At 62.9% G+C, this 12,867-nt stretch carries 12 protein-coding genes and 3 tRNA genes; 8 read left to right on the top strand and 7 right to left on the bottom strand.

Annotated features, from left to right (window positions below):
* Positions 1–79: 79 nt before the first annotated feature.
* Positions 80–2,629, top strand: a complete 2,550-nt coding sequence (locus R0V12_RS06820) for a hypothetical protein (protein ID WP_320072361.1) — start codon at positions 80–82, stop codon at positions 2,627–2,629.
* Positions 2,630–2,641: 12 nt separating this feature from the next.
* On the opposite strand, the gene R0V12_RS06815 is transcribed toward R0V12_RS06820, so the two are convergent.
* From R0V12_RS06815 to R0V12_RS06800, 4 genes are all read right to left on the bottom strand, one after another.
* On the bottom strand, positions 2,642–3,466 hold the full coding sequence (locus tag R0V12_RS06815; protein WP_070363294.1) for a fumarylacetoacetate hydrolase family protein: 825 nt from the start codon (positions 3,464–3,466) through the stop codon (positions 2,642–2,644).
* A 304-nt stretch (positions 3,467–3,770) separates the two neighbouring features.
* A tRNA-Arg gene (locus R0V12_RS06810) sits at positions 3,771–3,846 on the bottom strand.
* Between the two features lies 1 nt (position 3,847).
* Positions 3,848–3,939, bottom strand: a tRNA-Ser gene (locus R0V12_RS06805).
* Between the two features lie 81 nt (positions 3,940–4,020).
* Positions 4,021–4,105: transfer RNA gene (locus R0V12_RS06800), tRNA-Ser, on the bottom strand.
* Positions 4,106–4,167: 62 nt separating this feature from the next.
* Between R0V12_RS06800 and R0V12_RS06795 the strand changes: the two genes are divergently transcribed.
* Entirely contained in the window at positions 4,168–5,157 is a 990-nt protein-coding gene (locus tag R0V12_RS06795) for an NAD(P)H-quinone oxidoreductase (RefSeq protein WP_320072360.1), read from the top strand.
* Here the strand turns inward: R0V12_RS06795 and R0V12_RS06790 are convergent.
* Positions 5,154–6,419, bottom strand: coding sequence for an aminotransferase class V-fold PLP-dependent enzyme (locus R0V12_RS06790; protein ID WP_320072359.1), 1,266 nt, complete (start codon positions 6,417–6,419; stop codon positions 5,154–5,156). The two genes, R0V12_RS06795 and R0V12_RS06790, sit on opposite strands and share 4 nt — an antisense overlap.
* 119 nt (positions 6,420–6,538) lie before the next feature.
* Here R0V12_RS06790 and wzm point away from each other — a divergent pair, with 119 nt between their 5' ends.
* From wzm to glfT1, 3 genes are all read left to right on the top strand, one after another.
* Positions 6,539–7,390, top strand: a complete 852-nt coding sequence (gene wzm / locus R0V12_RS06785; protein WP_083290788.1) for a galactan export ABC transporter permease subunit Wzm/RfbD — start codon at positions 6,539–6,541, stop codon at positions 7,388–7,390.
* Positions 7,391–7,406: 16 nt separating this feature from the next.
* Positions 7,407–8,195 (top strand): galactan export ABC transporter ATP-binding subunit Wzt/RfbE, encoded by a 789-nt coding sequence (gene wzt / locus R0V12_RS06780; protein WP_070363296.1) that lies wholly within the window; start codon positions 7,407–7,409, stop codon positions 8,193–8,195.
* Between the two features lie 359 nt (positions 8,196–8,554).
* Positions 8,555–9,472 carry a galactofuranosyltransferase GlfT1 gene (glfT1, locus tag R0V12_RS06775; protein WP_256021956.1) on the top strand — a complete coding sequence of 306 codons (918 nt, stop codon included), beginning with the start codon at positions 8,555–8,557 and terminating at the stop codon, positions 9,470–9,472.
* Here glfT1 and R0V12_RS06770 read toward each other — a convergent pair.
* Together R0V12_RS06770 and R0V12_RS06765 are read right to left on the bottom strand one after the other, a co-directional pair.
* Positions 9,459–9,851 (bottom strand): GtrA family protein, encoded by a 393-nt coding sequence (locus R0V12_RS06770; RefSeq protein ID WP_070363298.1) that lies wholly within the window; start codon positions 9,849–9,851, stop codon positions 9,459–9,461. The genes glfT1 and R0V12_RS06770 overlap by 14 nt on opposite strands.
* Positions 9,852–9,856: 5 nt before the next feature.
* Complete coding sequence (locus R0V12_RS06765) at positions 9,857–10,300, bottom strand: hypothetical protein (RefSeq protein ID WP_070363624.1); 444 nt, start codon at positions 10,298–10,300, stop codon at positions 9,857–9,859.
* A gap of 31 nt (positions 10,301–10,331) precedes the next feature.
* On the opposite strand from R0V12_RS06765, the gene R0V12_RS06760 reads away from it, so the two are divergent.
* The 3 genes from R0V12_RS06760 (at position 10,332) to R0V12_RS06750 (ending at position 12,857) form a co-directional block, all read left to right on the top strand.
* Positions 10,332–10,550 (top strand): hypothetical protein, encoded by a 219-nt coding sequence (locus tag R0V12_RS06760; protein ID WP_070363299.1) that lies wholly within the window; start codon positions 10,332–10,334, stop codon positions 10,548–10,550.
* Positions 10,551–10,649: 99 nt separating this feature from the next.
* Entirely contained in the window at positions 10,650–12,065 is a 1,416-nt protein-coding gene (locus R0V12_RS06755) for a decaprenylphosphoryl-beta-D-ribose oxidase (protein WP_070363300.1), read from the top strand.
* Positions 12,066–12,092: 27 nt separating this feature from the next.
* The gene (locus R0V12_RS06750) at positions 12,093–12,857 is read left to right on the top strand and encodes a decaprenylphospho-beta-D-erythro-pentofuranosid-2-ulose 2-reductase (RefSeq protein WP_320072358.1); all 765 of its coding nucleotides are present in this window, start codon (positions 12,093–12,095) and stop codon (positions 12,855–12,857) included.
* Positions 12,858–12,867 lie beyond the last annotated feature (10 nt).

The raw sequence follows: 12,867 nt of genomic DNA, 5'->3' as shown, positions 1-12,867 counted from the left end.
CAGAAACGATATCAATCTGTGACATACCTGTGCTGCAGGTCCAGTGCAGCGTTTCCGCTCTTGAGCAAAGGACAAGTTTATGGCATACAGCACGCGCACAAAGCGCATCTCTATCGCCGCCGGTGCGCTTTCGATCGCGCTGGTCGCCCCATTCGTCAGCGTCTCGACGTCCGACCTCCCCGCAGCCCACGCCCAGACAGTGGCGACGCAGGCATCCGACTTCGACACGCCCGAAGAGGTCAACTTCTGGGACGCCAAAACGCGCCAGCTCAAAGACCTCGCCCTAAACCCTGGCGACAAGGTAGAGACCTATTACAGCTGGACGACGATCGGCACGTACCGCTGGAAAGTCACCGTCGACGACCTCGGCGTCCTGACCGTCGGGCGCCCGAGCGACGGCTTGGCGTTCAGCAGCAAGGTCGGAAAGACCGTCGAGATCCCGATCAAGGTCAACCCAACCTCCGGCGAGCCCTACGAGGCCACGCTGAAGATCACCGTCAAGGATGAGAAGCCAGCGGAGGAGACCACCACGCCGGAGACGACCTCGGCAGAAACCACCACGCCGGAAACCACCACGGCTGAGTCCGGGGCACCGTCTGAGTCCTCCGAACCGGAGACACCAGCCGAGTCTTCCGAACCGGAAGCACCAGCCGAGTCGGAGGGGCCGTCGACAAGCGAGGAAGCCCCAGCCCCTGAGGCGCCGAAGTTTGACTTCGACAAGACCTACGAGGCCGAGAACTTCTGGAACAAAGAAACCGTGCCCGTGCCGGACGCCAAGCTCGAGCCCGGCGACAAGATCGCGTCGACCTACTGGGATAGCACCACGCGCTGGCCGGTGACCGTCGATGCGGAGGGCAACCTGACCATCGGGAAGCCGTGGAACAGGATCACCTTCAACAACGCCATCAAGGCTGGTAGCGCGGATATTCCGGTCACCATCACGCCGAAGGAAGGCGAGCCGTACTCCGGCACCCTGAAGGTCAAGCTCACCGACACCATGCCTCCCGCCGAGTGGGAAGGCGACCTGCCGGACTTCAGCAAGATCTACTCAGTCGACTTCGAGAAGCAGCGCGTGAAGCCGGTTCCGGGCCTCACCCTGCCGGAGAACGTCACGATTGAGCGCAGCGGCGCGAAGTACCCGCTCTGGTCCTTCACCAACCTCAACGGTGAAGTACAGGTCAACGCACCTGCCACCTTCACCCCGGGCGTGTTCGACCTGCCAGTCAAAATTAGCGACGGCACCTCCACCGTCGAGCGCACCATCCGCATCAACGCCACCAACCCGCAGACCACTGGCGGGGAAATCGCGAAGGGTATCGGTGGCGTCCTCGGCCCGATCCTGGGCGGTCTGATCGGCGGCGGCACCGGCGGCATCGGTGGCGCTATCGGTAACTTGCTCGGCGGCCTCATCGGTGGCGGCTCCGGCGGCTCTGGTGAGGACGGCAAGGGCGGCTCGGGCGGCGGGCTGCTCGGCAGCCTGAAGGGCGCGCTCGAGGGCATCGTCAAGGTTGAAGACGGCGCGATCCGCATCGAAAACAACGGCAACAACAACGGCCATGTCACAGTCACCGGCAACGCGAACCCGACGGTCAACATCTCCGACAACGGTTCCAACAACGGTAACCCGCAGGTCAGCGTCGTTGTCACGGATAACGCCAAGGTCCACGACAACGGCAACGTCACCATCACGGGCAACGCCAACCCGACCGTAAACATTTCCGACAACGGCAACAACAACGGCAACCCAAACGTTGTTGTGACCAACAACGCGAACCCGACGGTCAACATCACCGATAACGCGAACAACAACGCGTCCAACAACGGCAACCCGGACATCAAGATCTCGGATAATGCGAAGGCGTCCGTTGTTGTGACCAACAACGCGAACCCGACCGTCAACGTTTCGGACAACGCGTCGAACAACGGCAACCCGAACGTTGTTGTGACCAACAACGCGAACCCGACCGTCAACGTTTCGGACAACGGCAACAACAACGGCAACCCAGACATCAAGGTCTCCGACAACGCTAAGGCGACCGTCGTGGTCACGGGGAACGCGAACCCAACCGTAAACGTTTCGAACAACGGCAACAACAACGGCAACCCAGACATCAAGGTCTCCGATAACGCGAACCCGAACGTGCAGGGCATCCCGCTCAGCTCCGGCGGCGGCTCCTCCAAGGGCGGCGGCCAGGGCGGCGAAGGCCAGGGCGCTGGCAATGGCGGCTCCTCGAACCTGAACGCGCGCGTCGGCGCCGAGGGCGGCATCTCCGACCCACGCTGCATCGCGACCCTGGTCGGCCTCGGCCTTCCGCTGCTGGCCGCAATCCCGGTTGCACTGTCGAACCAGCTCGGCATTCAGGCTGCGGGCGTCGATAAGAACTCGATTGACCGCGCACTCCGCGACACCGCCCGCTCCCTCAACGTCGACGCAAACACGCTGACTGCGGTCGGCGGCGGCCTGGTCGGCGTCGTGGTGACCCTGCTGGCGATCGCCGGCCTGCGCAGCTGCATCCCGAACGTCAAGGACATCGACATCACCGTCGGCAGCTCCGGCAACCAGGGCCAGCAGCCGACCGGCTCAGTGACCACCACCGCGCCAGTCGTCCCCACCACCCCAGCGAAGTAAGGGCGCCGGGCGCTACTCGAACACTGTCTGGTTCGAAATGCGCCCCAACCCCTCAACCTCAATCGTGACGACGTCCCCGTCGCCCACATAACGCTTCGGGTCGCGCGCATGCCCAACCCCGCCCGGCGTACCAGTCAAGATGGTGTCGCCGGGGTTCAGCGGGTAAATGTGCGAAATGTACTCAATCAGAAACTCCGGTGTAAACACCAGGTCAGACGTCGAATCGTTCTGCACCACCTCGCCGTTGAGGCGCGTCGTGAGCTGCCCCGCACCCGCCCACTCGTCGCGAGTGGTCAGCCACGGCCCGAACCCCGCCGACTTCTCCAGGGACTTGCCCTGGTGCCACTGCAGGGTGGAGTACTGGTAGTCGCGCATCGTGTAATCATTGGCCACCGCGTAGCCCGCGATGTAATCAGCCGCGTCCGCCTCTACTACTCGACGCGCCCTCTTCCCAATCACAACCGCCAACTCCCCCTCCCAATCCAGGGCTCCCCTGGCCCATTCGGGAACGTTCACATCGTCGTAGGGGCCGGTGAGGGCGTCAGCAAACTTAATGAACAGCGTCGGGACTTTCGGCAGCTCACGACCCATTTCCTTGATGTGGTTCGCGTAGTTCAGACCGACACAAATGACCTTGCCCGGGCGAGGCACAACTGGCGCGAGATCCTTGTCCTGGAAGGTGACCTGCTCCCCGTCTGCCGCGGCAAGGTCCTGCCAGTTTTCTTGGGCGAGGAGCTCGCCGACATCTTGAAAGCCGAGCTTGACTGCGGTCGTTTCCCCGGTGCGGCGCGCGGCGGTCGTGGTTCCGCCTGGTTGGCGAAGTGTCATCAGTTGCATAGTGCGATTCCTTTCGGTGCGTGTGTGTACGCACGACGCTACCGGCCCGCATATGCGCGCGCACCAGATTCGCCAATTCGCGCGACGGCGCTCGGCGTTTTCCCAGTTCGCTGATGGGCTGGGAGGGAATTTGGTGTCCCTCCCAGCCGATTGAGTGCCAAGGGACGCAATTCGAAAAATCGGCCCGGACATATAAGCAGGTCACGAAAGGGCTAGGCAATAATGGTTGCGTCCATTGGCACTGAGACACTGGCACAAGCAACACAACAACCCCAGCCCACACGCGGTGGACTGGGGTTTTATTTGGTGCGCCCGGAGGGATTCGAACCCCCAACCTTCTGATCCGTAGTCAGATGCTCTATCCGTTGAGCCACGGGCGCGTGGCGGAGACGACAGGATTTGAACCTGCGGCCCTCCGCAAAGAGGGCAACTCCTTAGCAGGGAGCCCCATTCGGCCGCTCTGGCACGTCTCCAGACCTTCGCCCATAGTACACACACCACGAACGGGGAACAAAACGAAGGCCCCTCACCAACCGGTAAGGGGCCTTCACGTGCGGAGACGAGGGGATTTGAACCCCTGGAGGTGTGACCCTCGCTGGTTTTCAAGACCAGTGCATTCGGCCGCTCTGCCACGTCTCCAATGTTGCGTGATTCTACAGCACCGCCTTGCCGAACGCGAAAATTCAGTACGCTGGCGCGGTATGAGCACACAGAACACGAAGACTATGCAGGCCATCGTCCAGACTGATACCTCGGACCCGCAGGCTCTCGAACTGACAACCGTCCCCCTCCCCGAGCTGAAGGAGGGCGAAGTACTGGTGAAGGTGCACGCCGCTGGCGTGAATCGCGGGGACCTGATGCAGGCGAAGGGGATGTACCCGCCGCCGAAGGGCGAGTCGGAAATTATGGGGCTGGAGTGCGCGGGCACCATCGCCGATCCGGGCACGACCAGCCGCCGACAAGGTGAAGAGGTCGGCTGCCTGCTGGCAGGCGGCGGCTACGCCGAGTACGTGGCGGTGCCGGAGGGCCAGCTGACGCCGAAGCCGACCAACCTCACTCTCACGGAGACCGCCGGCGTTGTGGAGGCGGCCGCCACGGTGTGGTCGAACCTGGGGATGGTCGCCGGGTTGCAGTCCGGGGACAAGGTGCTCATCCACGGCGGGGCGGGCGGCATCGGTTCCTTCGCCATCCAGCTGTGCAAGGCTATGGGCTGCGAAGTCGCCGTGACCGCGGGGAGCGCCGAGAAGCTCGAGTACTGCAGGCAGCTCGGCGCGGACAAGCTCATCAATTACAAGGAGCAGCGCTTCGAGGAGGAGCTCGCGAGCTGGGCGGACATCATCCTGGACGTCATCGGCGGCTCCTACCTGGAGGCCAACATCAAGTCGCTGGCGGTGGACGGCAGGCTCGTCGTCATTGGGCTGCAGGGTGGGCCGAAGGGCACGCTGAGCCTGGGCCGCATGCTCACGCGCCGCCAATCCGTCCACGCGACCACGCTGCGCGCCCGCCCGCGCCCAATGAAAGCAGCGATCGTGGCAAGCACGGTGGAGCACGTGTGGCCACTCATTGAAGCAGGCCACATCACACCGAACATCTCCCGGACCTTCCCGCTTATCGACGCCCGCTGCGCCCACTCCTACCTCAACTCCGGCGAGCACACCGGCAAGGTCGTCCTAGAGGTCGAAACCGCTTAGGCCAGGGAGGCCACGGTGCGGATCAGCTGCTCGATGTCCACTTCCGTATTGAAAGGACCGAGCCCGACGGCGACCGCGCCGCCCATCTCGGTGACGCCCATGTCCTGCAGTAGCGGTGTGGTCGGGGCGGGCGTCGATACGATGCCATTGGCGAACAGCCGCTGGTGCACCGTCTCTGCCGGCACGCCGTGCACGCCGAAGACCAGGCGCGGGGTGTGCTCCATGCGCGAGCCCTCAGCGGCCTCGCCGGACACACCCACGATGTGCACCGACGGCAACGTGCCCAGGAAGGTGTGCAGGTCGTCGCGCAGGCCGCGCATGTAGCGCTGCGTCAGCCCCATCGAGAACTCCAGCCGGTTGCGGCGGGTCTTGCGGCGCCCCGGCTCCTCCACCAGGCGCGCGTAGTGGTCGACGATGGCGGACACCCCGCCGGCGAGGCCCGTCGATACGTCGAGCTGCAACGCCGACATATCCAGCCTGCCGAACATCGCCTCATCCCGGAACACCAGCGCCGCCACCTGCGGCCCGCCGAGCTCCGCGACGTCAATGCCCAAAATGTCCGCGCCGAAGCTATCGAAGTCCATCAGGTAATACGGCGCGTACGCCGAGACGTCCGCGAGCACCCACGCGCGGGAACGATCCCGCACCGTGTCCGCAATGTCCGCCACGCGGACCACAGACCCCAGCACCTCATGCGCAGCCGGGACCGCCACCAGGCGCGTCGAGCCGTCGACCAGCTCGCCGAACTGCCAGGCAGGCACATCGCCAGTCGCTAGATCCGTCTGTGCCCAACGCAGCTGCGCATCCTCCGCGCAGCGCGCCAACGCGTCCGTCAACACCGGGCGATCCGCATTGCACACCACCACCGACGAACGGTGCCGAAACAGCGGGCGCATCGCCAACACCAACGCCGAATACAACACCGGGAGCGACGGCCCCAACACCACACGCTCGGGCGAAACGTTGCACAGGTCGGCGATGGCGGAGCGGGCGTCGAAAAGAAAACTTTGCCCCTCGGGCACACCGACAGTCGGGCGAGCATGCGAGCCGACCCGCGGCTCCGGGCGTGCAACCGCCGTCGACATACGGAAGGAACGCGCAACCGCCGCCGACACCCGCTCCGGAATCTGCGGGCAGTCGTGCGCATTCATATAGGTCCAGCCGTCAGAAAGAGAGGTGTACAGCCCACGCACACTAGCAACGTCATACGACTGCAACGACACCACGACCTCCTCCAGGCAACACTTCCAATCATTATGCACGCCCGAACACCGCAGCGCACCCCACCCGCAGCATGCTGCCAAAACACCGCTCAACGCACACGCAAGCTAGGGTATGAACCGTGCACAATACAAACCAGCTCCGAAACGACGTCGCCAGGATGACCTCCGAGCCACACCACGACGACGCTCCGAAATCACAGTCGAAAACACTGAAGCTGGCATTCCGCGACCTCATCCGCGGATGGGGCCAGCACGAACTCTGGCTCCAACTAGGCTGGCAGGACATCAAACAGCGCTACCGACGCTCCACCCTCGGACCGCTCTGGATCACCATCGCCACCGGCGTGATGGCGCTCGCCCTCGGCCTCCTCTACTCCATGCTGTTCCAAATCAGCGTGCGCGAATTCCTCCCACACGTCACCGTCGGCTTCATCATCTGGGGATTCATCTCCGGCTGCATCAAAGACGGCGCGGAGGTCTTCATCGAAAACGAAGGTCTGATCAAACAGCTGCCGTCGGCGCTGTCGGTCCACGTATACCGACTCGTGTGGCGCCAACTCCTCTTCCTGGCGCACAACCTGGTCATCTGGGTGATCCTGGTCCTCGCGTTCCGCATTCACCTCGGCTGGCAAGTCCTGCTCGCCATCCCGGCGATGGCGCTCCTCGTGGTCAACGGAGTGTGGGTGACCATGCTCTTCGGCATCATCGCCACCCGATTCCGCGACGTCGCCCCGCTTCTGGAAGCGCTCGTGCAGCTGCTGTTCTACGTCACCCCGATCGTCTGGACCACCCACACACTCAAGGTGCAAGGCGGCGACGTCGCCAAGCGAGCCATGCTCGCCGAAATCAACCCCCTCTACCACTACCTCGAGATCGTGCGCGCCCCCATGATCGGCCAAGAACTCGCCGGCTACCACTGGATCGTCGTCGGCGTCTGCACCATCATCGGCCTGCTGCTCGCCCTGCTCGCTATGCGCCAGATGCGCTTCCGCGTGCCGTACTGGGTCTAAGGAGAAGAAGTCACACATGGTTTCCATCGACACCTACAACGCCTGCGTCGACTTCCCAATTTTCGACGCCAAATCCCGCTCACTCAAAAAGGCAGTCATGTCCTCCGCCGGAGGCAAGATTGGCAAAAATGCTTCCAACACCGTGGTCGTCGAAGCACTCAAAGACATCAACCTCCACCTGCGCGAAGGCGACCGCGTGGGACTGGTCGGCCACAACGGCGCCGGCAAATCCACGTTGCTACGCTTGCTCTCCGGCATCTACGAACCAACCCGCGGCGTCGCCGACGTCCGCGGCCGCGTCGCCCCCGTCTTCGACCTCGGCGTCGGCATGGACCCTGAGATTTCCGGCTACGAAAACATCATCATCCGCGGCCTCTTCCTCGGCCAGACCCGCAAACAGATGAAAGCCAAGATGGACGAAATCGCCGAATTCTCCGAACTCGGCGACTACCTCTCCATGCCCCTGCGCACCTACTCCACCGGCATGCGCGTTCGCCTAGCCCTGGGCGTAGTCACCTCCATCGAACCCGAAATCCTGCTCCTCGACGAAGGCATCGGCGCCGTTGACTCCGCCTTCATGGCCAAAGCCCGCGTCCGGTTGGCCGAACTCGTCGAGCGCTCCGGCATCCTCGTCTTCGCCTCCCACTCCAACGACTTCCTGGCACAGTTGTGCAACACCGCCCTGTGGGTGGACAAAGGCGAAATCAGGAAAGCCGGCCTGGTCTCCGAGGTCGTGGGCGCCTACGAAGGGCCCGAAGCCGGCCAGTACGTCGACGACCTGGTCACGCGGTTCCAGGCGGAGTAGGCGCCGGGCTGGGTGGGCGCTGGTTTCGGTCGGTTTTCGCTGGCCAGAGCTCCTCTGAAACCCAAATGGGAGTAACAGGATTGTAGTAATCCCCTTTTCGCAATCATTTTCGAGGATTACTACAATCCACCTACTACACTTTGCAGTTTTTGCCGGTTTTCGAACGACCGTTTGGCGGCCTGCCCTCCCGTTTCCCCTCCAAGGTTAAAACCGAGCGGTGCAGGTCGCGCATTTTCACCCAGCCCGGCCGATTTCTGGCGACCAGCGTCGCACTCCTTGTACACCTCGACCGGAACGAAAACCGCGCAAAACCCCCGCGAACCCCCACCCCGCCCCGCCGATGGTGCACAATATGAGGCATGACTGGAACTGGAACGGCACACCTGAAAAGTAGTGGTTCGACGGCGGCGGTGATTGTGACGCATAAGCGTGTCGAGATGCTGCGGCATTCCCTGGAACAGGTGGTGAACCAGACGCACCCGGTGCAGTGGGTGATCGTGGTGGATAACGGCTCTGAGCAGGCTGTTCAGGAACTGCTGCAGGAGTTGGCTGGGGATCGGGCGGTGTATTTGCCGTCGAAGACGAACTTGGGTGGTGCTGGCGGTTTCGCGTATGGCTTTTTGACGGCGCTGGCGTTGGGGGCGGACGCGATTTGGTGCGCGGACGACGATGGCCGCCCGGCGGACCACGGCGTGTTGGAGGAGCTGTATCGCGTGGCGGAGCAGCACCGGCTGCATGAGGTGAGCCCGGTCGTGGCGAATATTGGGGATCCGGCGAAGTTGGCGTTTCCCCTGCGCCAGGGCTTGGAGTGGAAGCGGACGACGGCTGAGTTGGAGGGGTCGTTCTTGCCCGATTATGCGTCCTTATTTAATGGGGCGTTGATCTCGGCGGAGGCGATGGAGCGGATTGGTGTGCCGGATTATCGCCTGTTCATTCGGGGTGATGAGGTGGAGTATCACCGGCGTTTGTCGCAGTCGGGGCTGCGGTATGGCACGGCGCTGACCACGAAGTATTTGCACCCGGATGGGTCGGGCGAGTTCCACCCGATTATGGGTGGCAGGGCGCATGCGCAGTGGCCGGATAATGAGTCGAAAAGGTATTTCACGTATAGGAATCGCGGCTACATCATTAATCAGCAGGGTATGAAGAAGATGAAGCTGCAGGAAGTGGTGCGCTTCGGGTGGTTCTTCCTGGTGGAGCGGAAGGATCCGAAGGGCTTCCTGCAGTGGCTGCGTCTGCTGCGGATGGGGGCGCGGGAGGACTTTAGGCGTCCTTAAAGATGACTTTGCTTTGGAGGACGAAGTTGGTCACGGTGGCAACGCCTTGGGCGATGACGAAGGACACGGCGTTCTTCCACGAATCTTGCAAGCCTAGCGACGACAACGGCTCGTCCGTCACCCTCCACAGCAACATCTGCACCGCGAAGGTGGTGGCGTAGAGGATGAACACGGCGCTGGCTTTTTTGGCGTCGATTTTGGCGTTGAAGGCGAACTTGGAGTTCAGCACGTAGGCGGAGATGGTCCCGAAGACCCAGCCCACGGCCTTGGCAAGATCGCGTTGGACGTCGAGGGCTTGGTCGAGGGTGTTGGTGATGCCGAAGTCGATGACGGCGCAGCCGATGCCGATGATGAGGAATGGCAGCACCTGCTGCTTCATTGCGCTCACAGTTGTTTCGCCCCGAGGTATGCGAGGGCTGCGACGGTGCCGATCGCCACGTTGGGCTTTGCGACGCCCCTTCGGCCCAGCCAGCCTGCCAGTTTCTTTTGCGCCTGCACTCCGGCGGCGAAGGCGCCGACGGCGGCCACGGCGATGCCGCCGATGGTGAACCAGGTGGTGGCGATGGATTCGGCTTCGCCTTGTTCGGATTCGAGGACGGCGGTGAGGTCGTTGCGTGGGTCCTCGTCGAAGGCGTTGAAGGCGGCGATGGTGGCGAGGTTGGCGGCGCCGAGGAGGGTCCAGGCCAGCGCTTTGCGCGTGGTGAAGTCGGGGACGGAGGCGGCGGCGAGGATGTAGGCGGCTTGGATGCACTGGCCACCGAAGGTGTCGTCGAGGGCGTTGTAGTCGATGGTGGGCTCGTCGACAAGTGATTGAATCGTGTCAGTCATGGTGTCCAATGCTACTAGTAGGGTGAAAAGCATGACTAAGCATGAGGAGATTCATGAGGCGGCGCAGCGCGTCGAGGTGCCGCTGTCCGATTACATGGTGAGGCTGTTCGCGGAGGAGCTGCCGTTTGTGGATTCGATGTCGCGTGGGCGCATCTATGAGCTACTGCGGGAGCATAAGGCTGCGGGGAAGCCGGAAATTACGTCGCAGGAGGAGCTTCCTGCAGAAATCAGGGAGCTTATGGACCTTTAGTTTGATGTTTTTATAGGTTTTTCGACTTACATCATTTAGACTCGAACCGAATGTCTTCGCACTTCGGCGAAGCAACGACGACAAGAAGAAGCGAAAGAGATGGAACTACACACCAATCTTAAGTCACTCTACGGCTGGGGCCGCACGGCTCCGTCGACTGCGCATGTGCTGTCCACGCCTGACGTGGAGGTCATCAAGCAAGCCGTCGCACAGGTCGCGCAGGATAACGAGAGCCTGCCTGAGCACGCTCGCCGCGGCGTCATCGCCCGTGGTCTGGGCCGCTCCTACGGCGACCCAGCACAGAACGGTGGCGGCCTGGTCATCGACATCAACGAGCTGAACAAGATCCACTCGATTGATCCGGAGACCGGCATCGTCGACGTGGACTCGGGCGTCAACCTGGACCAGCTGATGAAGGCGGCCCTGCCGTACGGCCTGTGGGTTCCGGTCCTGCCGGGCACCCGCCAGGTCACCATCGGTGGCGCGATCGGTCCGGACATCCACGGTAAGAACCACCACTCCGCTGGTTCCTTCGGCGACCACGTGGTCTCCATGGAGCTGCTGGTGGCGGACGGCCGCGTCCTGCACCTCGAGCCGGAAGGCAGCGCGGACGACCCGGACGGCACGCTGTTCTGGGCGACGGTCGGCGGCATGGGCCTGACCGGCATCATCCTGCGCGCACGCATCCAGATGACCAAAACGGAGACCGCGTACTTCCTGTCTGACACGGATCGCACCAGCACGCTGGATGAGACGATCGCGCTGCACTCGGATGGTTCCGAGGTCAACTACACCTACTCCTCCGCGTGGTTCGACGCCATCTCCGCGCCGCCGAAGACGGGCCGTTCCACCATCTCCCGTGGCTCGCTGGCGACGCTGGCTCAGCTGGAGGAGTACGCTCCGAAGCTGGCGAAGGATCCGCTGCGTTTCAAGGCGCCTCAGCTGATGACGGTGCCGGACATCTTCCCGTCCTGGACCATGAACAAGCTGACGCTGTCCGCCATCGGCGAGGCCTATTACATGATGGGCGCCCCGAGCAAGAACGACATCAAGAACCTGACGCAGTTCTACCAGCCGCTCGACTTGATCGGTGAGTGGAACCGCGGCTACGGCAGCGCGGGCTTCCTGCAGTACCAGTTCGTGGTGCCGACGACCGCTGTGGAGCCGTTCAAGGACATCATCTACCAGATCCAGTCCTCCGGCCACTACACGGCGCTGAACGTGTTCAAGCTGTTCGGCGAGGGCAACCGCGCGCCGCTGTCCTACCCGATGAAGGGCTGGAACGTCTGCGTGGACTTCCCGATCCGCCCGGGCCTCAACGAGTTCCTGGACCGCCTGGACGACCAGGTGATGGAGTTCGGCGGCCGTCTCTACCTGGCGAAGGAGTCCCGTACGTCGGCGGAGAAGTTCCACAAGATGTACCCAGGTCTGGAGGGCTGGCTGAAGACCCGCCGCGAGATTGACCCGACCGGCGTCTTCGCTTCCGACATGTCCCGCCGCCTCGAGCTGAACTAGCTGAATGAACTGAAGGAGATTTTTCACATGTTGAATGCAGTAGGCCAAGCGCAAAACATTCTGCTCGTGGGTGGCACCTCGGACATCGGCCTCGCCATCGTGCGCGAGTTCGTCACCCGCGGCGGCAATCCGAATGTCACCCTCGCGGCTCGCAAGAGCTCCCCGCGTATCGACGCCGCCGTTGCTGAGGTCACCAACGCAGGTGCAGGCTCCGTTGAGGTCCTGGACTTCGACGCGACCGATTTCGCGTCTCACCCGGACGTGATCAAGCAGGCGTTCTCCGGTGGCGATGTTGACGTCGCCGTGGTTGCCTTCGGCACCCTGGGTGACCAGGAGCAGCTGTGGCAGGACCAGGCGGCAGCCGTGGAGTCGGCGCAGGTGAACTACACCGCGTTCGTGTCCATCGGCGTGCTGTTGGGCCAGGAGATGAAGCGCCAGGGCCACGGCACCATCATCGCGATGAGCTCCGTTGCGGGCCAGCGCGTGCGTCGCTCCAACTTTGTGTACGGCGCGTCGAAGTCTGGCATGGATGCCTTCTACCTCCAGTTGGGTGAGGCGCTTCGTGACTCCGGCGTGAAGGTGACTGTGGTTCGCCCAGGCCAGGTACGTACCAAGATGACGGATGGGTTGGAGGAGGCTCCGCTGACCGTCGATAAGGAGGAGGTGGCGCAGACTGCCGTTGAGGCTGCGTTGAAGGGCGAGCCAAGCGTGTTTGTGCACAAGCTGTTCGGCCCGATTTCCTTGGTGCTGCAGCACATCCCGGCAGGGATTATGCGCAAGCTCAACTTCTAATTCCCGGCGG

It is taken from the genome of Corynebacterium sp. UMB2355A, assembly GCF_033877495.1.
GTDB lineage: Bacteria > Actinomycetota > Actinomycetes > Mycobacteriales > Mycobacteriaceae > Corynebacterium > Corynebacterium pseudogenitalium.
Note: the sequence above shows the minus strand (reverse complement) of the source record. Positions and strands in the feature narration are given on the sequence as shown.

Bases quoted from the DNA above. Each gene is read 5' to 3' on its own strand.
- R0V12_RS06820 (WP_320072361.1), top strand. From the start codon at position 80: ATGGCATACAGCACGCGCACAAAGCGCATCTCTATCGCCGCCGGTGCG.
- R0V12_RS06815 (WP_070363294.1), bottom strand. From the start codon at position 3,466: ATGCAACTGATGACACTTCGCCAACCAGGCGGAACCACGACCGCCGCG.
- R0V12_RS06795 (WP_320072360.1), top strand. From the start codon at position 4,168: ATGAGCACACAGAACACGAAGACTATGCAGGCCATCGTCCAGACTGAT.
- wzm (WP_083290788.1), top strand. From the start codon at position 6,539: ATGACCTCCGAGCCACACCACGACGACGCTCCGAAATCACAGTCGAAA.
- wzt (WP_070363296.1), top strand. From the start codon at position 7,407: ATGGTTTCCATCGACACCTACAACGCCTGCGTCGACTTCCCAATTTTC.
- glfT1 (WP_256021956.1), top strand. From the start codon at position 8,555: ATGACTGGAACTGGAACGGCACACCTGAAAAGTAGTGGTTCGACGGCG.
- R0V12_RS06770 (WP_070363298.1), bottom strand. From the start codon at position 9,851: ATGAAGCAGCAGGTGCTGCCATTCCTCATCATCGGCATCGGCTGCGCC.
- R0V12_RS06765 (WP_070363624.1), bottom strand. From the start codon at position 10,300: ATGACTGACACGATTCAATCACTTGTCGACGAGCCCACCATCGACTAC.
- R0V12_RS06760 (WP_070363299.1), top strand. From the start codon at position 10,332: ATGACTAAGCATGAGGAGATTCATGAGGCGGCGCAGCGCGTCGAGGTG.
- R0V12_RS06755 (WP_070363300.1), top strand. From the start codon at position 10,650: ATGGAACTACACACCAATCTTAAGTCACTCTACGGCTGGGGCCGCACG.
- R0V12_RS06750 (WP_320072358.1), top strand. From the start codon at position 12,093: ATGTTGAATGCAGTAGGCCAAGCGCAAAACATTCTGCTCGTGGGTGGC.